Below are 19,569 nucleotides of genomic sequence, written 5' to 3'. Positions count from 1 at the left end.
TATTTGCATTATTCATAAACAAATGTTAATATAATGTTTGCTGCCACTTTAAAAACCCAAAAATCTTCAACAGCTAAAATGATTGATTACTCTATTTACAAGGGTAGTCTTAACGAGATACGTTTTAATAAGAAAACTGTAATAAATACTATTAATCAATATTCATACATGGTAGCCGAGAATGATAACGAATTCAAATCGGCGTTATTGGCTTCAGATATATTACTTCCTGACGGCGTAGGCGTTACAGCAGCAATGAAAGTTTTGAGTAATGAAAATGTTAAAAAAATTGCCGGAGCAGATATCCACGTTCATATTTTAGAGAAATTAAATGCAAGCGGCGGCCGTGTATTTTATTTTGGATCTTCCGAGAATACTTTGAGTTTAATTGAAAAACGGTTAGCAAAAGAATATCCAAACATAACCGTTAAAACACTCTCTCCCCCATTTAAAGATACCTTTACTCAAAGCGAAAGCCTGGCTTTTGTAGCTACCATTAATAGCTTCAATCCCGATGCTTTGTTTATTGGAATGACAGCACCTAAACAAGAAAAGTGGGCTACTAAATATAAGGATGAATTAGATGCCAAAATTATTTGCTCAATTGGCGCCGTATTTGACTTTTATGCAGGAACTATAAACCGACCGGGCGATTTTTGGATAGATATGGGTTTAGAGTGGATGGTTCGGTTGGCACAAAACCCAAAACGCATGGCTAAAAGATACCTTTATTACGGCCCTGCTTTTATACGCGATATATTTAAGTTGAAAATGATGACACAATTAGTCTTACAAAAACAAATTATCATTAATAAAGCACATAAGTTTGAATATATATTTCCTAAATATAAAGTACAATCCTAATTAATTTGATTTTACCTTTTTTGAAGCCGTTTTCATTTAATGAAATGGCTTTTTTATTTGCCGGGCAACAAACAAGGTTAACAACCTTCATAATTAATATTCAAGGTTAATACCTACAACCTGCATTTTTTACTTTTTGAAATAATAATTTTAGAAATATCTGTCAGCATAGAATTTGGATAAAAAACAAAAAACCCTGTAAATTATACACTTACAGGGTTAATGATTTAAAAATCCGACTTTCGTCGGGATGGCAGGATTCGAACCTGCGGCCTCCACATCCCAAATGTGGCGCGATACCGGGCTACGCTACATCCCGAAAGGGTTCGCAAAGGTAAGCTTTAAAATTATTGCTGCAAATATTTTTAAAAAGAAGTTTAGATAATAATACTAACCGCCTCAATTATAGCTAATAAATTTTTGTATTAACTTTGCGCAAAAAAGCACTATTAAAGTAGCATCTTTGCAACAAGTGTATGACATTTAAGCAACAATTATATGACATTGGTTTTTTAATTAAACTTAGATGTAACTTCATGGTCAATTATAAAACCTATAAATACAAACGATGAAAAAGCTAATACCCCTGGCAATTTTGCTTTCTGTAAACTGCACAAAGATGTTTGCGCAGGATGATCTTGCAAATAAAAAATTTGAAAATATACAGGTTACTAACCTTTTAGCACCAGACAAAATAAAAATTGATGGCAATCTGACAGATTGGAACAACAATTTCCAGGCATATAATAAAGCCACCAAGCTTTATTATACCTTATCTAACGATGATAAAAATCTTTATTTAATTGTAAAGTCAATTGATCCTACTAATAATACGAAAATAGCTGCAGGTGGTATTACCTTAACTATTAATACAGACAATAAGAAAAAAGAGCAGGATGGTTATAGTGTAACCTTCCCATATGTAGCTCCTCCAGTACCTGGACAGCGTGGTCAACGCGGCGCCGGTGGGTTTGGTGGTGGCGCCGGTGGATTTGGTGGTGGTGGATTTGATAGAGGTGCCGGTGGATTTGGACGTAATAATGCTAATGACTCTGCAGCACTGGCAGCGCAGGCAGCAACACGCAAACAATTAGTTACTTCAAGCAAAGAAATAAGAGTTGCGGGATTTAAAGATATTACTGATAGTTTGATCTCAATATACAATGAGCATAGCTTAAAAACAGCTATTACTTATGACGCTCAAAACAATTATACCTATGAAGCTCAAATCCCACTTAAACTACTGGGATTGTCATTAGACAAACCTAAAGAATTTGCCTATAACGTTAAAGTTAATGGCAGGCAAATACCAAACTTCCAAAACAGAAATAATGATGGAGGCGGATTTGGCGGTCCTGGTGGCGGTGGCGGTGCTGGTGGATTTGGCGGCGGTGGTGCTGGTGGTGGCGGCGGAGCCGGTGGATTTGGCGGCGGCGGTGGTGGTGGTGCACGAGGCGGCGGCGGCGGCGGTGGTGTACGAGGTGCCGGTGGCGGCGGCGGAAACCGCGGCGGCGGAAATATAGATTTTGCAGAGTTAACAAGCCCAAGCGATTTTTGGGGAAAATACACTCTGGCTAAAAAGAATACCCCTAACAATTAAATATAACCTAATTCCTTACACAACATGAAAAAATTATTTCTTGTGACCGCTATGGTCATTGTTTCATTGCAATTATTTGCCCAGGAACCGATAAGACGACCTGTAACCCAAACTCCTGCTGCCTTACCACCTCCGGTGGACCTGAGAGAGGTAAGCGGCATTGTAAAAGACCCAACAGGCCAGGGTGCCGTTGGAGCAACAGTATTCTTAAAGTCTGACAAAGACAGTATGAAAGTTGCGGCTAATGAAGACGGCGTATTTATATTTAAAAATGTAAAAATGGCCACGTTTTTAATTACAGTAACCGGCGAAGGATATAAACCGAGCGTACGTAAATATGAAAACAATGACGCCGTACCAAGATTGGTATTGGATCCTATTGAACTTAAAGACGACAGGATATTACTTAACGAAGCTACTGTTAACGGAACCCCAAGTATATCATACAGAGGACCGGATACTGCGGTAATCAGAGCAGCCGACTATAAAGTTAGGCCAAATGCTACAGTAGATGAACTATTAAAAAAAGTTGAAGGAGTAGAAGTTGGTAATGACGGTAGCGTAACTTTCCAGGGTCAGTCTGTTACCGGAGCCAAACTTAACGGAAAGGATTTTGCGGGTGGTAACCTGGCACAAACTATACAAAACCTTCCGGCTGAGATAGTGGAAAACTTACAATTTATTGATGATTACGGCGACCAGGCTGCCAGGACAGGTGTCAGGGATGGGGAGCCGAGAAAAATATTGAACCTTACTACCAAGGCAGATAGATCTGTTGGGTTAACCGGCCGTGCAACGCTTCAGGCGGGCAGCCAGGGCCGCTATAATGGCCAGTTATCATTAGTGCGCATTAATGGCAATCAACAACTTAGTTTAATTGGCCGTGTGCAAAGAAATATTACCGGTATAGCAAGCTCTGGAGCTGATGGTGGCGGACGTGGTCCGGGTGCTACCGGCGGCGGCGGTGGTGGCGGTAATCCGGGTACAAGCTTTACCGCGGCACCATCACTTAGTTACCGCGATAACTGGGCTCCTAATTTAGAAGTATTGGCGAGTTTGACCAATAACTATAGCGACAATAATAGCAGAAGCCAAAGTTATGGTGAAACTTATTCAGTAAGAGGTAATGGTACCTATAACAGGAGCGGAACCAATAGTTCAACCTCTAAAGGATATAATGGTAGCTTTAGGATGGATTGGGATATTAACAAGCAAAATTACATGCAAATAACACCTACTTTTAGTACAAGTAGTTCTACAAGCAACAGTACTTCAACATCTGATGTTATTAACTTTTTCAATCCTGTTCAACACCAGGTAACCAGTACTATTAACAGTACAACAAGTTCAAATCCAAGTTATGGCATGACAGTGTTGTATCAGCATATATTTACCAAGCCTGGGCGTAATGTATCTATACAAACCAGCATCAACAGATCTGAAACTAATTCAGACCGTGACGCATTAAATAGTTATCGCTTCTATGCTAACGAATCATATAATCCGCCGTTTAAAGATTCATTGCCTCATACTTTGATCCAAACCAGAAACAGGAATACAACTTTCAGAACCAGTCTTACTTACGCTGAGCCTTTAAGCAAAACTTCACGTTTGGAGTTAAATGTACAGATGCGCAGATCAAATAACGTTAACTCTGCTTTAACATCTAATATAGATGATCTAAATGGTGGAGCAATAACGCCATTGCACAATCTGGATAATTTATTTAACTATAATATTACAGAATATCGTTCTTCATTAAATTACCGCTATACAGGCACTAAGTTTACTTTATTATTAGGTATACAAGCTATACCTATTGCATTAAATGGTACTAAACTTAACGCCGGCGTTGGCCAAAATGTGGAAACCTCTCAATCATATTTTATGGTTGCACCAAGGTTAACGCTAAACTATGCCTGGTCTCGTACCGAAAGATTGGATCTTACTTTAAACACTACAACTAACGAACCAAGTTTCAACCAAATACAACCTTTTACAGACAGGACCGATCCGCTTAATATAGTTATTGGTAACCCTAACTTGAAACCTTCACTAAGCAATAGCGTAAACTTAAGGTATAACAACTACCTGGCTAATTCAAAAGTTAGTATTTCAGCTTCTGTACAAGGTTCATTAACTAATAATTCGGTATCAACCAATACTTCACAGATCATATCATTAATTGATACTGCTGACGCTAGCAAAGGAAGTAAATCAATTAATCAAACAGAGTATGTAAACATAAATGGTTCCCATAACATCACAGGTAATTATAGCTTATCTAAACAGTTGAATAACCGCAGGTACAATTTATCATTGAATGGTGGTGTTACTTATGGCTATACCAATGCATTTAGTAATAATGTTGCTTACCATACTACTTCATGGAGCTTTAACCAACGTTTTGGGCCAAGGCTACAACCTACCGATAATATTGAGATAAACCCATATGTATCATATGTTTTAACCCGTCAATATTCTACAACCCGTAATGCAAAAGCAACTTCGTTACAAACCACAGCGTTGGCCATTGACGGACGCTTTTATTTCTTTAAAACATGGCAGATTAATTATAGCGCGTCAAAAAATTATGTTAGTGGCATAAGTGCAAGTCAGCAAAAAAATCCTTTAGTTGTTAACGCCGGATTTGAAAAAGAATTTGGGACAAGCAGATTTATTACGCTAACATTTAACGTATATGACGTATTCCACCAAAACTTTTTTGTTAACCAATCAGTTAGCTCAACCGGTACCAGTTACACACTTTCAAATGTCGATAGCAGGTATTTCATGGTGGGTGTGCGCTTAAACTTCCAGAAATGGACAGGTAGGCCAACCGGAAGAAACGGTCAGCCATCATTCAGAAGAGGCGACGGAAGTTTCATTAACTAACTACTAAATACTATTAAAAAAAGCCAATTGATATCTCAATTGGCTTTTTTTATTTACCTACTTTACCTACCCCATTATGATATAATTACTTTATTTTTGATATATGAATATTAATATATTGGCTTTTGGAGTAGCGAAAGATATTTTTGGAGGACCGGAAATAAGTGTACAGCTAACAAACGACGCTACGATATATAATTTAAAATATCTTTTAGAAGATAAATACCCACGGCTTAAAAAGCTGGCCAGTTATATGGTAGCGGTAAATGATGAATATGCTTTGGATGGTGACACCATACATGAGCGTGATGAAATAGCCATCATTCCACCGGTAAGTGGTGGATAACAGATTATTGGTGATCAAACAAATAGAAATATACGCTACTCCTTTAAACGTAACCAATTGCGTTGATTGGATAATGTCTCCACAGGCCGGAGGCATTGATATTTTTATTGGCTCTGTACGCGATACCACCAAAGGCAAAAAAGTTATACGCCTGGAGTTTGAGGCCTATAAAAACATGGCGCTAAAAGAAATGGAAAAGATAGCAGAGCAGGCATATTGTAAATGGCCAATTCAAAAAATACTGATCCATCACCGTACCGGAGTATTAGATGTTGGCGAAATACCTGTAATTATTGCAGTAGCGGCAGCCCATCGTGATGCCGCTTTTGATGCCTGCCGTTATATTATTGATACCCTTAAACAAACGGTACCTATCTGGAAAAAAGAAATATTTGAAGATGGCGAAGTTTGGGTTGCAGCACACCCTTAGGCGGTAGCCACCAGCTTATTTACACTCCTGTAAACATATTCATTATAAATATGCCTGCGTGCAAACCTGCCCGGCGAATCTGCATTAATTAGCTTTATATAAACTGCCTTAGGTACATCAAAATATTCGTACTCATTACCATCTAAAAAAGATATTTTTAATACTTGCGACCGATACTCAAAATCAGCAATTGCAGATGTGGTAGTGGTAATAGTGTACTCAGCAAAAGATTGATCGCGGGTTTCCGGCGCAATGCTCACCAAAAAATGATAGGCTTCAATAATGGTCTTGCTTTTTTCCTCGGCCTCCACCCTGCTTTCAGCACTATCCTGAAATTTATCAGGGTGCCAGGTTTTCATCAAATTCCGGTAAACAGATTTAAGCTCCTGCAGTTCCGCAGCTTCATTTACTCCTAACAGCTTCCTGTATTCAACAATTTTTTTCATCAATATAATTTTATTGTTGATGGTAAGTAAACCATATACCACTATCAAAATAATTTTGCAAAGGTACACTTAAATTTCTCCAATAGCTACAATGCTTATAAACCGGGTTTTATATTATATTCGTATAACCAATTAAAATCATGAAATCACTTACAGATCACTTTAAAACTCTTGCAGGCATGCTGTTTATTACCTGCTGCATATTAGTCTGTACATCTGCAAATGCTCAATCTGCCTCATCCGTATCAGATAGCATTCGCTTAAACCAATTGGGCTTTTATTCCAAGGGGCCAAAAATGGCGATAGTCCTTACAGACCGTGCTCAAAAATTTACAATTGAAACTCCTGCACATAAAACTATTTTTACCGGAACGCTTATACCCTCTGCAAAACCTGATCTATCCGGCAGAACCATTTACCAGGCCAGTTTTTCAAGTGTACAACAAAGCGGACATTATATTTTAAATGTGCCTGATGCAGGTTATAGTTACCCATTTACTATCAGTCCTGACGCATATGAAAAAGTGGCGACAGCAGCTATAAAAGGTTATTATTATCAACGGGCATCTATCCCCCTACTTGAAAAATATGCCGGCAAGTGGAATAGGGCCGCCGGGCACCCCGGTAATGATGTATTGATACATCCGTCTGCGGCAACAGATAAACGCCCCGCAGGGAGCGTTATTTCCGTTCCCAGGGGATGGTATGATGCGGGAGACTACAATATTTATGTGGTAAACAGCGGCATTACTATGGGCACGCTGTTTTCTTTGTATGAGGATTTTCCGGCACATATGAAGGCTATTAATTTAAATATACCCGAAAGCAACAACCAATTGCCTGATATACTGGATGAGTGCTTATGGAACCTGCGTTGGATGCTGGCTATGCAGGATCCTGACGACGGCGGGGTTTATAATAAGCTAACCAATGCATCATTTGACGGTATGATAATGCCCGATAAAGCTACTACCCCACGCTATGTGGTACAAAAAGGCACTGCTGCTACGCTTGATTTTGCGGCGGTAATGGCACAGGCAAGCAGAATTTTAAAACCCTTTGATAAGCAAATCCCCGGTTTGGCAGACTCATGTCTTAAAGCATCTGTAAAAGCCTGGCAATGGGCTTTAATTAACCCTAAAATGGCCTATAACCAGGATGCCATGAATAAGCAATTTGAGCCAAAAGTAGTGACAGGCGGTTATGGCGATAACAGGTTTGATGATGAGTTTGATTGGGCGGCGGCTGAATTATATATTACCACTAAAGATGAGAGTTATCTTAAAAATTTATCGTTAAATAATATCCGTATGTCTATACCATCATGGGCACAGGTACGGATGTTGGCTTATTATAGTTTATTGCGCAATCGAAACCAATTAACGCCTATTGTACAAGCAGCGGTACCTATATTAACTCAAAAACTAACAGCATTTGCAGATAGTTTGGCCAATCCTGCCACATTAACCGCTTACCAAACCGCAATGGGCCGCTCAAACCGAGATTTTGTATGGGGAAGTAGCTCAGTAGCCGCCAACCAGGGAGTTGCCCTTATAAATGCATATTTACTAACTCATAATCAGCAATACCTAAATGTGGCGTTAGCTAATTTGGATTATTTGCTGGGCCGCAATGGTACAAGCTACTCGCTGGTGACAGGTTTTGGGTATAAACCACTTATGCACCCACACCATCGCCAATCAGTAGCCGATGGAATAGTTGACCCAATACCGGGGCTTTTATCCGGAGGGCCAAATCCAAGTCCCCAAGATAAAATCCCTTTGCCATCAAAAATACCCAATCGTGCATACTCTGATAATGACCAGGCGTATGCGTCTAACGAGATAGCTATTAACTGGAATGCGCCTTTTGCCTATTTAGTTAATGCTATTGAAGCATTAAAGGCTACAGCCGGTTATACAAGCAAATAGCCTAAGTAAATTTAGGCTGTAACTGTGGCAATTGTACCATTAACCGTTACCGTATACGTTTTTAAATTAGTTGCTGCCGGACCTAAAGTTACCTGCCCAGACTGGCTAAACTGACTACCATGATTTGGGCAGATAAATTTTGCCTGGCCTGCATTATAATTAATTGAGGTACCCTCATGTGTACAGGCTACTTGTACAGCTGTAAATGAACTTGCAACATTACCTGATGCAATGCGCACGAGTATTACCCCATTTAAAACCTTGCTATCGCCAACATTTAATAAGCTGGTGTTAAGATCGGTTGTGAACACAGCTCCGCTACCGGGTGCAGGCGGGGGCGTACCTCCTCCCGGGTTAGGTGTAGGATCATTGCTTTTTGAACCACCGCAAGATGCCAGGCCACAACCTGTACATGCAATTAATACACCTAAACCTAATTTTGATATAAACTCTTCTCTTTCCATAAATATATTTATTAATTGTTAATAAGACCTTTCTTTCAGCAATACGCTGTTATTTAAATGGGGGTTGCTTTCCTATTAAAAAATTGATACAATAATGAAACGAGAAGATAAATGGCACTAATAAGTATACAAAAGTTACTGACAAGCATACACTTTTGACAGACGTTAATATTTTTTCAACATATTTTTTAGTTGAATTAATGTAAATGACACTTGAATTACTATTATAAAATAGCAACTCATTATCAAAATGATAGTGGTAATAAAGTATCCTTTTTTTGCTTTTACAAATATTAAGAGGCTAAAAAATTATGACATTGGCAAAGTATTTGCGCAGCTGCTGTTAATATTTTTAATAATATATATACAAAAAACAAAAACACGACAAATGAAAAAGTTAACAAAATTAGCAGCTGCAGCATTAACCGGTGTAGCGCTATTAATCGGAAGCAATGCAAAAGCACAAACTAACCCTTCAAGCGCATTTCGTTTCGGTATAGGATTAGAGGCTGGTGTACCAACAGGTAATGCAAGCAATGTTTCAAATTTTTCTTTAGGTGGTACCGCACGTTTACAATATGGCTTAACTAATGATTTAGCCTTAACCTTAACATCAGGTTATTATAATATGTTTGGGAAACATGTGGCCGGTAGCTCCACGATAAAATATGGCGATATAGGCATTGTACCTTTAAAAGCAGGTATAAAAGCTTTCTTTGCACAAAATTTATATTTCGGCGCCGAAGTAGGTGCAGGCTTTGAGACCAATAGTGGTGGTAGTACCAAATTTATTGCATCTCCTGCATTAGGCTGGGCCAATAAAACATGGGATGTATCTGCACGTTATGAAAACTTTGCCGGGCAAAACAATAATTATGGTTTAGTTGGCTTACGTCTTGCTTACGGCTTTAAGTTATAAATTTTTAATATGCTTACTAAAGGCCCTTTTTGTTTAGCAAAGAGGGCTTTTTAGTACTTGAAAATTCAATCGGGAAGAAGCCGATGAAAAATTATCAACAATAATATTTTTATCAATTGGCAGCAACAGATTGAACGATTGGTAAAAAATAAAAGTTAAATATTGAAAGATTAGAATATTAGCCGATATTTAATAAACCGCTACAAATAAAAAAATATACTTACTATTACTGTATTAATCATATCTTAAACCACTTTTTTGTGATATTGTTAAAAAAATGAAAGTCAGAGGACTTAACTAAACAAAAAATTTAATTAATTTGCCGATTGGGAAGGAACTGTTACTTTGGCGCATAAAGTAATGTTTAAAAAATTTACATACTTAATATAGGTTATAAGCTTATTCATGGTATTTTTACAAAAAATTTAAGCAGGGTTAATACATGGTTAAAAAATTACATGAGAAGATTGCTCAGTTTCAAGTAGCGAATATGCTGCGTGAAAAAGGATTATATCCTTATTTCAGGCCAATTGAGTCTGCACAGGATACTGAAGTGATGATCGATAATCATAGGGTGTTGATGTTTGGTTCTAATTCATACTTAGGATTAACTAATCACCCTAAAATTAAAGAGGCTTCTAAAAAAGCAATTGATAAATACGGAACGGGTTGTGCAGGATCGAGATTTTTAAATGGCACCCTTGACATTCACATCGAATTAGAAGACAGATTAGCAGCATATACAGGCAAAGAGGCTACAGTATTATTTAGCACCGGCTACCAGGTTAACTTAGGTGTACTTTCATGCATTACAGGCCGTAATGATTATTTGATATTAGACGAGTATGATCACGCCTGTATAATTGATGGCAGTCGTCTTTCATTTTCAAAAGTTATTAAATACGCCCATAATGATATGGATGATCTTAAACGTAAGTTGAGCATCCTGCCGGAAGAAGCGGTTAAAGTTATTGCTGTAGATGGTATATTCAGTATGGAAGGTGATATTGTTAAATTGCCTGAAATTGTTACTCTTGCCGATCAGTTTGGTGCTAATATTATGATTGATGATGCCCATAGCCTTGGGGTTATTGGTGATAAGGGTGCCGGTACCGCTTCGCACTTTAATTTAACTGACAGTGTTGATCTGATCATGGGTACTTTTAGTAAATCATTAGCATCATTAGGTGGTTTTATTGCTGCTGATCGTGATACGATTGATTATATTAAGCACCGTGCCCGTTCATTAATGTTTAGTGCAAGTATGCCTCCGGGTTCAGTCGCCAGCGTTATTGCAGCTTTAGATATTATTGAATCAGAGCCAGAACGTATTCAGAAACTTTGGGATAACACCAATTATGCCATGAAACTTTTATTGGACGAAGGTTTTGACCTTGGCCCTACCGAAAGCCCTATATTACCTATATACGTTCGTGATAACGAAAAAACTTTTGCTGTTACCAACCACTTGCAATCGTCCGGTGTTTTTGTTAACCCTGTTGTATCACCTGCCGTACCTTCAGATTCATCATTACTACGCTTCTCATTAATGGCCACACATACGTTTGACCAAATTGATGAAGCCGTTGAGAAAATAGCCAAAGCATTTAAAGATGTAGGTGTTGTCTCATCTGTAAAAGAAAGAATATAAATTTCTATACAAAATGCAGCTATATAACTATAGCTGCATTTTGCTTTATAGGCATTACAAAGTCCGCATAACCTAAATGAAAAAGATAATACCGGTTAAGTCAAAAAAAGAACTCTCAGCATTTATTGATTTTCCGCATGGCCTGTATGAGCATGATCCTAATTATGTGCCCGAATTATTTATAGCCCAGCGCGACTTGCTAACCAAACACCCTTTTCACAAACACAATAAACTACAGTGTTTTTTAGCTTACGATGGCGATAAGGTTGTGGGCCGTATAGCCGCTATATTAAATAATGCACATAATCAATACAACAAGGTTAATGATGGCTTCTTTGGATTTTTTGATTGTATAAATGATCAGGAAACCGCCAATTTGCTATTTAAAGCTGCAACAGACTGGTTAAAAAAAGAAGAAGTTACCGGCAAATTTTTAGGCCCGGTAAATTTCTCAACCAATGAACCATGCGGTTTATTAGTGGAAGGGTTTGACAGCTCGCCGGTATTAATGCAAACTTACAATGCACCTTATTATGCCCGGTTAATTGAAGGTTTTGGTTTTGAAAAAGATGTAGATCTTATAGCATGGCATTGGGATGGTAATAATTATGATGATAAATCGGTAAGGTTATTAAATGCTTTGCAGGAGCGTTTAAAACGAAATAACATTATCATCCGCAAGGTTGATCTTAAAAATTTTAAAGAAGAAACTGCTAAACTGCGCGAAGTGTATAACTCTGCATGGGATCAAAATACAGGTTTTGTGCCATTAACAGACGAAGAATTTGATTACCTGGCTAAAGACCTTAAATTAATACTTGATCCTGAATTTGCTTTGGTAGCAGAGCAGGAAGGTAAAATTGTTGCTTTTGGCCTGGCATTGTTGAATTACAATGAAATTTTCAAGACCATTAAAAAGGGCCGCTTATTACCTACCGGGATATTTAAACTATTATTTGGCAAAAAGAAGATACAAAGCTTGCGTATTTATGCATTAGGCGTTGTTGACGGGTATCGTAAAATGGGTATCGAGGCTGTTTTATATGGTACCATTATTAAAAACTATACTGCCAGGGGGCTTAAATGGGCCGAAGCCGGATGGACACTGGAAAATAATATATTAATTAACGAAGCAATTATAGCCATTAAAGGCGACCCTTATAAAAAGTACCGCTTATATAAAAAAGAAATATGAAAGAGCGGGTTTTAATAACCGGCGCAAGCGGATTTGTGGGCTATCATTTGGTTACTGAAGCTTTAAATAAAAATTTAGAAGTATTTGTAGCAGTAAGAAAGTCAAGCAAAATTGACCATTTAAAACACCTGGATATTATATATACTTCATTGGATTTTAACAATCTATCAGCGTTAAATAAAGAGCTTGAAGAAAAGCATTATGATTATATTATTCACGCAGCCGGAGTTACAAGGGCACGCACGGTTGATGAATATAATGAAATAAACGCTACTTATACTTATAATCTTGCCCGGGCTGCAGCACAAACAGGGCATGTGAAAAAATTTGTTTTTATTAGTAGTTTAGCAGCCGTTGGCCCTCTGAACGATATAGATGGCATTATTACAACAAATACAATACCTAATCCGGTTACTGCTTATGGAAAAAGCAAGTTATTGGCCGAGGAACAGTTAAGAAGTATTGATAATTTAAATTATACTATCCTACGCCCTACAGCCGTTTATGGCCCAAGAGATAAGGATATTTTTATTTTTTTTAAGCAGGTAGCCATAGGTTTTGAACCTTATATAGGCCAAATTGAACAAAAGTTAAGCTTTATATATGTTGCGGATTTAGCTAAGGCAAGTATAAAGGCTTTATTTGCAGGCGACCAAAAAACTTATATTTTATCTGACGATGGTTGTTATGACCGATATCAGTTGGCTAATTATATTAAAGCTGTTTTATTAAATAAAACAGTTAAATTTCATCTGCCTGTAAACTTTGTAAAAATGATAGCAGGTATAGCAGAAAAAGTGAGTTCTTTGACCAATAAAGCGGCTGTTTTAAATATTGAAAAACTTAACGAGCTAAAAGCTGTTAATTGGTCGTGTAATATTGATGCGGCTAAGGCCGATCTGGATTTTCACCCTGCTTATAATTTACAAACAGGGGTAGCAGAAACAATACAATGGTACAAAGCCAATAAATGGCTTAAATAATTTACATTTAATAAAGTAATACATATAATGAAAAGCAACATTAAACCTGCCAATGGCAAACTTGGTATATTATTACCGGGTTTAGGCGCTGTAGCAACCACACTTATTGCCGGTGTTGAAGCTGTAAAAAAAGGCATATCACAACCTATAGGGTCTGTAACTCAAATGGGCACTATCCGTTTAGGTAAAAGAACAGAAAATCGCAGGCCAAAAATTAAAGACTTTGTTCCACTGGCTGATTTAAATGATATAGTTTTTGGAGGATGGGACGTATATGAGGATAACGTATACGAAGCCGCTATGAATGCAGGGGTGTTGGAAGAAAGTTTATTAAATAAAGTAAGAGGCCCATTAGAGGCTATCAAACCAATGAAAGCTGCTTTTGACCATAACTATGCAAAAAACCTAACAGGTACCCACGTAAAAACTGGTACCCGTTATGAGTTGGCACAGCAAGTGATGGATGACATTAAAAACTTCCAGGCACAAAATAACTGTGAGCGTATTGTTTTAGTATGGTGCGGTTCAACCGAGGTTTACTTTGAATCATCAGATGTACATAGCACACTTGAAAAATTTGAAGAAGGGTTAAAAAACGACGATAAACTGATAGCACCAAGCATGATATATGCTTATGCCGCTTTAAAATTAGGTGTAGGTTTTGCCAACGGTGCGCCTAACCTAACGGTTGATATCCCTGCATTAATTGAGCTATCAAAACTTACCCAAACACCTATTGCAGGTAAAGATTTTAAAACAGGCCAAACTTTAATGAAAACTATTTTAGCACCCGGTTTAGCTGCACGTGCATTGGGTGTTAATGGCTGGTTTAGTACCAATATTTTGGGTAATCGTGATGGCTTGGTATTAGATGACCCGGATAATTTTAAAACCAAAGAGGTTTCAAAATTAGGCGTGTTGGAAGATATCCTGCGCCCGGAAGATAACCCAGAACTTTACGGTGATATATTTCATAAAATACGCATCAACTACTATCCGCCACACGGCGATAATAAAGAAAGCTGGGATAACATTGACATTTTTGGCTGGTTAGGCTATAAAATGCAGATCAAGATCAACTTTTTATGCCGCGATTCTATCCTGGCTGCTCCTATCGCTTTAGACTTAGCTTTATTTATTGATATGGCTAAACGTGCCAACATGAGCGGTATTCAGGAATGGCTATCATTCTACTTAAAATCGCCTCAAACAGCACCTGGTTTACAGGCCGAAAATGATATATTTAAGCAACTAATAAAATTAGAGAACACTTTACGCCATTTAATGGGCGAAGATCTGATAACTCACTTAGGACTGGACTATTACGAAGACCTGGTTGAGGATGTTGTTTCATAAATTAACTGCAACTGTTTTTGGAATTGGCTATATAGGCAAAGGCTCAGGAACGGTTGCAGCAATATTTTGCAGTATTTGCTGGTATATGGCCTGGGCAGGAAACTACCCGGGCCATATTGCCTTAATAATAACAGCTATTATAACAGCTTTGGGTATATGGAGCAGCAATAAAGTTGAACCACTTTGGGGTAAAGATCATGGCCGGGTTGTAATTGATGAAGTTGCAGGAATGTGCATTAGTTTGCTATTTATACCTGTAACCATTAATTATGTTGTGGCGGCACTGGTGCTTTTTAGGTTTTTTGATATTGTTAAACCTTTACATATCAAAAAAATGGAGGCTTTACCAGGAGGTTTTGGTGTGATGATGGATGATGTTCTGGCTGGAGTTTATGCCAATATTGTACTTCAAATTTTCCTGCTAATAAACCCGGTTCATTATTAAATTAACCCACCGTTTACAATATTATTATTTGACTTTTTGACCACAGTAAGAAATTCTTATTTTTTTTACCTTTGCCCATTCGTAACAATACTTTAATAGCAATAGTCAAATTGTTATTTAATTACGTAAAATTTATTTTACTTACTAAAGAGAGTTTGTATTGCACAAGTACATGAATTTTATAAATATTGATAAAAGGTTAATTTTATTAGCTTTCCTTTTACTTAGTACACTCCTACTACATGCACAAAATAGTGTAATAAGTGGCATTGTATCAGATGCTAATGATAAAGAGGCTCTTGAGGCTGTTACTGTTTCATTTCCAGGTACTACAATTGGTGTTCGTACTGACGAGGATGGTATGTATACGCTTAACAATCCGGGCAATTATACCCAAATAAAGTTTACTTATGTAGGTTATAAAGATCTTATTTTAGCGATTGATCCCGGGAAGGACACCGTGTTAAATATTAAAATGACACCCGCCGCTACCCAGCTTAACCAGGCAACCGTAAGCGGCACCAGAAATAGAACCCGTTATCGCAACAGAGATAACCCGGCGGTTGAATTGATACGTAAGGTAGTAGAAAATAAGGAAAAGAATCAGCCGGAGAATTACGATTATATTGAATACCGAGAGTATGATAAATTGCAGCTATCATTTAAAAATCTGGACCCTGCATTATCAGAGAGAAAGTTTTTTAGGAAATATAAATTTCTACTTGACAACAGAGACTCTACAACTGTTCCGGGCGTATCTTTATTACCGTGGTATTTAACAGAAAAATTATCACAGTATTATTATCGCAAAAACCCCGAAAAGGAAAGAACAGTTGTATTAGGTAAAGAAGGCGTTGATTTTGGATCGGCTATCGATAATGATGGTATAGAGCAATACTTGACCAGCCTATATACCAAGGTAGATATTTATAAGAATGATATTTTCATTTTTACAAGAAATTTAAAAAGCCCTATTGCCGATGATGCTCCCACCTATTATAAATTTTTTATTACCGATACTATAGTTGTAAATAATATTAAGGTAGTTGAGTTAAGTTTTACACCGCGCAATACACAAGATTTACTTTTTGAAGGTAAAATATGGATTACCCTTGATGGTAACTATGCCGTGCAGCGTGCTAAACTTGGCCTTAACAGAGATATTAATTTAAACTACGTGAAATCTATGACTGTTGAGCAGGATTTTGAACAAAACCCTGATGGCCGCTATCATTTAAGCCGTAGTAATGTATTAGCAGATTTTGGCTTTAACAAAAAGAAGGATAAGGGAATATATGGGATACGTACAGTAACTTATATGGACTATTTGGTTAATCAGCCAAGACAAGATACCGCCTATATTGTAAAGGCTGATGAGACCGAGTTATCTGATGAAGTAAAAAACCGTAGCGAAGAGTTTTGGGCTAAAAACAGACCGGAGAGCTTAAGCCCCGCCGAAGCAAATACTTATAAAAATATTGATAGCCTGCAAAATATGCCCGCATTTAAACGCACGGTTGATATTGCTACCTTGATATTAGCGGGCTACAAATCATTTGGTAAATTTGAAATTGGCCCTGCAAATACATTTTATAGCTTTAACCCTGTTGAAGGTTTAAAACTACGTTTTGGTGGGCGTACTACTCCTGAATTGAGTAAACGCTATTATTTTGAAACATACGCAGCTTATGGTTTTACTGATGAGCGCTGGAAATATTTTTTAAGTGGCACTTATTCATTTAATAATTCATCTATATATAGGTTTCCACAACATTATATCAGGGCAAGTTTTCAACGTGATACCAAAATACCGGGTTTAAACCTGCAGTTTGTACAGCAGGATAACTTCTTCTTGTCCTTTAAAAGGGGAGCTAATGATAAATATTATTACAATGATTTTTACCGGTTAGATTATGTGCATGAATTTGAAAACCGATTTTCATACAGTTTAGGTTTCCGCAACCTGAAACAAGCACCGGCTGGATCTTTATATTTTAACAACGCATTTGGCAGTAATCCAAGCATTACAACCACAGAGCTTGCACTTAATTTACGTTACGCACCTAATGAAAAATACTATCAGGGCAAACTTTACCGCACACCTATAAAGGGCCCCGATCCTATTATTAGCTTAGATTATGTTGCCGGTTTAAAAAATGTTTTTGGCGGCGATTATAAATATCATAACCTTCATTTACGCTTAGACAAGCGTGTATATCTGTCGCAATTTGGTTTTTCAGATGTTATAGTTGAGGGTGGTTATATTTTTGGCAAGGTGCCGTACCCCTTGTTAAATATATTTGCTGCTAACCAAACATTTGCCTACAACTTATATTCATACAATTTGATGAACTTTTTAGAGTTTGTAGCTGATAGATACACAACTTTAAATGTTGACCAACATTTTATGGGATTCTTTTTTAATAAAATACCATTATTCAAAAAACTAAAATTCCGCGAAGTGGTTTCATTCAAAGGAGCTTATGGTACTGTAAGTGATATGAATAACCCTAATTTGCAGCCTACATTATTTCAATTCCCGGTTACAAGCGACGGCAGGCCTATTACCTATGCTTTGGGTAGTACGCCATATATGGAGGGTAGTGTTGGTGTTGAAAATATTTTTAAATTAATACGTATTGACCTGGTACGAAGGTTTACCTATCTTGACAATCCCGGGGTTGCAAAATGGGGTATTCGTGCAAGATTAAAATTTGATTTTTAAACGTATATTGTTTAATAAAATGGAACAGCAAACATCAATACGTACAAACCTGCAATTGGGCATTTATAAAGTAATTGACCCTGTTGTTAAATTATTGATCAAATTAGGGTTAACTCCTAATGCGGTTACAAGCATTGGCTTTGTTTTAAATATTGGCGTTGCTATAGTATTTATAATTGGTGCAGAAGAAGGTAACCGGGGCGACCTTACCTATGTTGGCTGGGCCGGTGGCTTAATATTATTTGCAGGACTTTTTGATATGCTTGACGGGCAGGTGGCCAGGTTAGGTAATATGAAATCAATCTTTGGTGCTTTATACGACTCGGTTTTAGACAGGTACAGCGAGTTGATCATGTTTTTAGGTATTTGTTACTATTTGGTGGCACATCATTACTTTTTAAGTTCGATATTTGCATTTATAGCATTAATAGGATCAATGATGGTGAGTTATGTTAGGGCACGTGCCGAGGGCTTGGGAGTTGAATGCAAAGGCGGATTAATGCAACGGCCCGAGCGTGTGGTTACTATTGGTTTATGCGCTATGTTATGCGGTATTTGTTCGCTATATATTGGCGGCGATTTTAAATTGTTTGTACCGGGTGTTAAGTTTCATGTATTTGAAACCATATCCATATTTACTGTACCTATTGTTATACTGGCCGTTTTAACTAATATAACTGCCTTTAAGAGGCTAATTGATGCCAAAAAAAGTTTATTGGAATTAGAAGAAGAGAATAAAGCTACCAATTAATGAAATTACTTTTTACCTTATTATCTTTTATTTACTTTACCCCCGTAAGTATTATACAAAAAAAAGCATCTATAATTGCTGTTAATACAATAGAAGATGAAAAATATCCTATCCTTGCCGATAACATAAGCAGACTTTTTTATGTACAGAGGAGCCCCAACAGCAATACTATTGTATACGAATTAAACGTTACTAAAAACGGGCAGTTAGATCCTGAAAATCCGATGCATGTATACTGGTTAAGGTATGCTGAAAAAGGCCAAAAGGAGGAATTAAATTATATACAGCGTAAATTTGCGTACGGTGTGGTTACAAAACCACTGGGACGAGATAAATATGATGTTAGATTTGTATCCTATAAAAAATTTCCGTTAACGCTAATGAAGGCTGAAGATGGAAAATACCATATATTCGCAACGGTTAATCAAAAAGAAATGGCAATTAGCCGTATCTTTATAAAAATTGAAGGCGGGTCTTTTTGGCTACCAAATGTTAAGTATGTTGAAATGAATGGAACAGATCCTTCAACAGGCAAAGAAATTTCAGAACGTTTTAAGCCCTGATAACA

The 19,569-nt window shown here is 37.3% G+C and carries 17 protein-coding genes and 1 tRNA gene; 15 read left to right on the top strand and 3 right to left on the bottom strand.

Features of this window, described 5'->3' with window-relative positions:
- The first annotated feature begins 33 nt into the window (after nt 1–33).
- Entirely contained in the window at nt 34–864 is an 831-nt protein-coding gene (locus ACYVJ6_RS07155; protein WP_460693364.1) for a WecB/TagA/CpsF family glycosyltransferase, read from the top strand.
- Nucleotides 865–1,109: 245 nt separating this feature from the next.
- Here the strand turns inward: ACYVJ6_RS07155 and ACYVJ6_RS07150 are convergent.
- Nucleotides 1,110–1,183 (bottom strand) — tRNA-Pro (locus ACYVJ6_RS07150).
- Between the two features lie 249 nt (nt 1,184–1,432).
- Between ACYVJ6_RS07150 and ACYVJ6_RS07145 the strand changes: the two genes are divergently transcribed.
- The 4 genes from ACYVJ6_RS07145 (at nt 1,433) to ACYVJ6_RS07130 (ending at nt 6,135) form a co-directional block, all read left to right on the top strand.
- Nucleotides 1,433–2,464: a hypothetical protein gene (locus ACYVJ6_RS07145; RefSeq protein ID WP_460693363.1), complete on the top strand. Its 1,032-nt coding sequence runs from the start codon at nt 1,433–1,435 to the stop codon at nt 2,462–2,464.
- A gap of 24 nt (nt 2,465–2,488) precedes the next feature.
- On the top strand, nt 2,489–5,359 hold the full coding sequence (locus ACYVJ6_RS07140) for an outer membrane beta-barrel protein (protein ID WP_460693362.1): 2,871 nt from the start codon (nt 2,489–2,491) through the stop codon (nt 5,357–5,359).
- A 103-nt stretch (nt 5,360–5,462) separates the two neighbouring features.
- The gene (locus ACYVJ6_RS07135) at nt 5,463–5,705 is read left to right on the top strand and encodes a MoaD/ThiS family protein (protein WP_460693361.1); all 243 of its coding nucleotides are present in this window, start codon (nt 5,463–5,465) and stop codon (nt 5,703–5,705) included.
- Nucleotides 5,698–6,135 (top strand): molybdenum cofactor biosynthesis protein MoaE, encoded by a 438-nt coding sequence (locus tag ACYVJ6_RS07130; RefSeq protein WP_460693360.1) that lies wholly within the window; start codon nt 5,698–5,700, stop codon nt 6,133–6,135. The genes ACYVJ6_RS07135 and ACYVJ6_RS07130 overlap by 8 nt, the downstream gene beginning before the upstream one ends.
- On the opposite strand, the gene ACYVJ6_RS07125 is transcribed toward ACYVJ6_RS07130, so the two are convergent.
- Nucleotides 6,132–6,581 (bottom strand): KTSC domain-containing protein, encoded by a 450-nt coding sequence (locus ACYVJ6_RS07125; protein WP_460693359.1) that lies wholly within the window; start codon nt 6,579–6,581, stop codon nt 6,132–6,134. The two genes, ACYVJ6_RS07130 and ACYVJ6_RS07125, sit on opposite strands and share 4 nt — an antisense overlap.
- A gap of 140 nt (nt 6,582–6,721) precedes the next feature.
- Here ACYVJ6_RS07125 and ACYVJ6_RS07120 point away from each other — a divergent pair, with 140 nt between their 5' ends.
- Nucleotides 6,722–8,512: a glycoside hydrolase family 9 protein gene (locus ACYVJ6_RS07120; protein ID WP_460693358.1), complete on the top strand. Its 1,791-nt coding sequence runs from the start codon at nt 6,722–6,724 to the stop codon at nt 8,510–8,512.
- Nucleotides 8,513–8,523: 11 nt separating this feature from the next.
- Here ACYVJ6_RS07120 and ACYVJ6_RS07115 read toward each other — a convergent pair whose 3' ends face one another.
- Nucleotides 8,524–8,976: a QcrA and Rieske domain-containing protein gene (locus ACYVJ6_RS07115; RefSeq protein ID WP_460693357.1), complete on the bottom strand. Its 453-nt coding sequence runs from the start codon at nt 8,974–8,976 to the stop codon at nt 8,524–8,526.
- 388 nt (nt 8,977–9,364) lie between these two features.
- On the opposite strand from ACYVJ6_RS07115, the gene ACYVJ6_RS07110 reads away from it, so the two are divergent.
- From ACYVJ6_RS07110 to ACYVJ6_RS07070, 9 genes are all read left to right on the top strand, one after another.
- Nucleotides 9,365–9,895, top strand: a complete 531-nt coding sequence (locus ACYVJ6_RS07110; RefSeq protein ID WP_460693356.1) for a hypothetical protein — start codon at nt 9,365–9,367, stop codon at nt 9,893–9,895.
- A 442-nt stretch (nt 9,896–10,337) separates the two neighbouring features.
- Nucleotides 10,338–11,546 (top strand): serine palmitoyltransferase, encoded by a 1,209-nt coding sequence (gene spt, locus ACYVJ6_RS07105; RefSeq protein WP_460693355.1) that lies wholly within the window; start codon nt 10,338–10,340, stop codon nt 11,544–11,546.
- A gap of 76 nt (nt 11,547–11,622) precedes the next feature.
- Nucleotides 11,623–12,741, top strand: a complete 1,119-nt coding sequence (locus ACYVJ6_RS07100; protein WP_460693354.1) for a hypothetical protein — start codon at nt 11,623–11,625, stop codon at nt 12,739–12,741.
- Nucleotides 12,738–13,724 carry an NAD-dependent epimerase/dehydratase family protein gene (locus ACYVJ6_RS07095; protein WP_460693353.1) on the top strand — a complete coding sequence of 329 codons (987 nt, stop codon included), beginning with the start codon at nt 12,738–12,740 and terminating at the stop codon, nt 13,722–13,724. Before ACYVJ6_RS07100 ends, ACYVJ6_RS07095 begins: the two co-directional genes overlap by 4 nt.
- Before the next feature lie 27 nt (nt 13,725–13,751).
- Nucleotides 13,752–15,080, top strand: coding sequence for an inositol-3-phosphate synthase (locus tag ACYVJ6_RS07090; RefSeq protein WP_460693352.1), 1,329 nt, complete (start codon nt 13,752–13,754; stop codon nt 15,078–15,080).
- The gene (locus tag ACYVJ6_RS07085) at nt 15,067–15,525 is read left to right on the top strand and encodes a phosphatidylglycerophosphatase A family protein (protein WP_460693351.1); all 459 of its coding nucleotides are present in this window, start codon (nt 15,067–15,069) and stop codon (nt 15,523–15,525) included. The genes ACYVJ6_RS07090 and ACYVJ6_RS07085 overlap by 14 nt, the downstream gene beginning before the upstream one ends.
- Nucleotides 15,526–15,697: 172 nt before the next feature.
- Complete coding sequence (locus ACYVJ6_RS07080; RefSeq protein ID WP_460693350.1) at nt 15,698–18,250, top strand: DUF5686 and carboxypeptidase-like regulatory domain-containing protein; 2,553 nt, start codon at nt 15,698–15,700, stop codon at nt 18,248–18,250.
- A gap of 19 nt (nt 18,251–18,269) precedes the next feature.
- Complete coding sequence (locus tag ACYVJ6_RS07075; protein WP_460693349.1) at nt 18,270–19,001, top strand: CDP-alcohol phosphatidyltransferase family protein; 732 nt, start codon at nt 18,270–18,272, stop codon at nt 18,999–19,001.
- Nucleotides 19,001–19,564, top strand: a complete 564-nt coding sequence (locus tag ACYVJ6_RS07070; RefSeq protein ID WP_460693348.1) for a DUF4833 domain-containing protein — start codon at nt 19,001–19,003, stop codon at nt 19,562–19,564. The genes ACYVJ6_RS07075 and ACYVJ6_RS07070 overlap by 1 nt, the downstream gene beginning before the upstream one ends.
- Nucleotides 19,565–19,569: the final 5 nt, after the last annotated feature.

Source organism: Mucilaginibacter puniceus, assembly GCF_054783175.1.
This window is presented reverse-complemented; position numbering and strand designations above follow the sequence as displayed.

Bases quoted from the DNA above. Each gene is read 5' to 3' on its own strand.
- ACYVJ6_RS07155 (WP_460693364.1), top strand. From the start codon at position 34: ATGTTTGCTGCCACTTTAAAAACCCAAAAATCTTCAACAGCTAAAATG.
- ACYVJ6_RS07145 (WP_460693363.1), top strand. From the start codon at position 1,433: ATGAAAAAGCTAATACCCCTGGCAATTTTGCTTTCTGTAAACTGCACA.
- ACYVJ6_RS07140 (WP_460693362.1), top strand. From the start codon at position 2,489: ATGAAAAAATTATTTCTTGTGACCGCTATGGTCATTGTTTCATTGCAA.
- ACYVJ6_RS07135 (WP_460693361.1), top strand. From the start codon at position 5,463: ATGAATATTAATATATTGGCTTTTGGAGTAGCGAAAGATATTTTTGGA.
- ACYVJ6_RS07125 (WP_460693359.1), bottom strand. From the start codon at position 6,581: ATGAAAAAAATTGTTGAATACAGGAAGCTGTTAGGAGTAAATGAAGCT.
- ACYVJ6_RS07120 (WP_460693358.1), top strand. From the start codon at position 6,722: ATGAAATCACTTACAGATCACTTTAAAACTCTTGCAGGCATGCTGTTT.
- ACYVJ6_RS07115 (WP_460693357.1), bottom strand. From the start codon at position 8,976: ATGGAAAGAGAAGAGTTTATATCAAAATTAGGTTTAGGTGTATTAATT.
- ACYVJ6_RS07110 (WP_460693356.1), top strand. From the start codon at position 9,365: ATGAAAAAGTTAACAAAATTAGCAGCTGCAGCATTAACCGGTGTAGCG.
- spt (WP_460693355.1), top strand. From the start codon at position 10,338: ATGGTTAAAAAATTACATGAGAAGATTGCTCAGTTTCAAGTAGCGAAT.
- ACYVJ6_RS07100 (WP_460693354.1), top strand. From the start codon at position 11,623: ATGAAAAAGATAATACCGGTTAAGTCAAAAAAAGAACTCTCAGCATTT.
- ACYVJ6_RS07095 (WP_460693353.1), top strand. From the start codon at position 12,738: ATGAAAGAGCGGGTTTTAATAACCGGCGCAAGCGGATTTGTGGGCTAT.
- ACYVJ6_RS07090 (WP_460693352.1), top strand. From the start codon at position 13,752: ATGAAAAGCAACATTAAACCTGCCAATGGCAAACTTGGTATATTATTA.
- ACYVJ6_RS07085 (WP_460693351.1), top strand. From the start codon at position 15,067: ATGTTGTTTCATAAATTAACTGCAACTGTTTTTGGAATTGGCTATATA.
- ACYVJ6_RS07080 (WP_460693350.1), top strand. From the start codon at position 15,698: ATGAATTTTATAAATATTGATAAAAGGTTAATTTTATTAGCTTTCCTT.
- ACYVJ6_RS07075 (WP_460693349.1), top strand. From the start codon at position 18,270: ATGGAACAGCAAACATCAATACGTACAAACCTGCAATTGGGCATTTAT.
- ACYVJ6_RS07070 (WP_460693348.1), top strand. From the start codon at position 19,001: ATGAAATTACTTTTTACCTTATTATCTTTTATTTACTTTACCCCCGTA.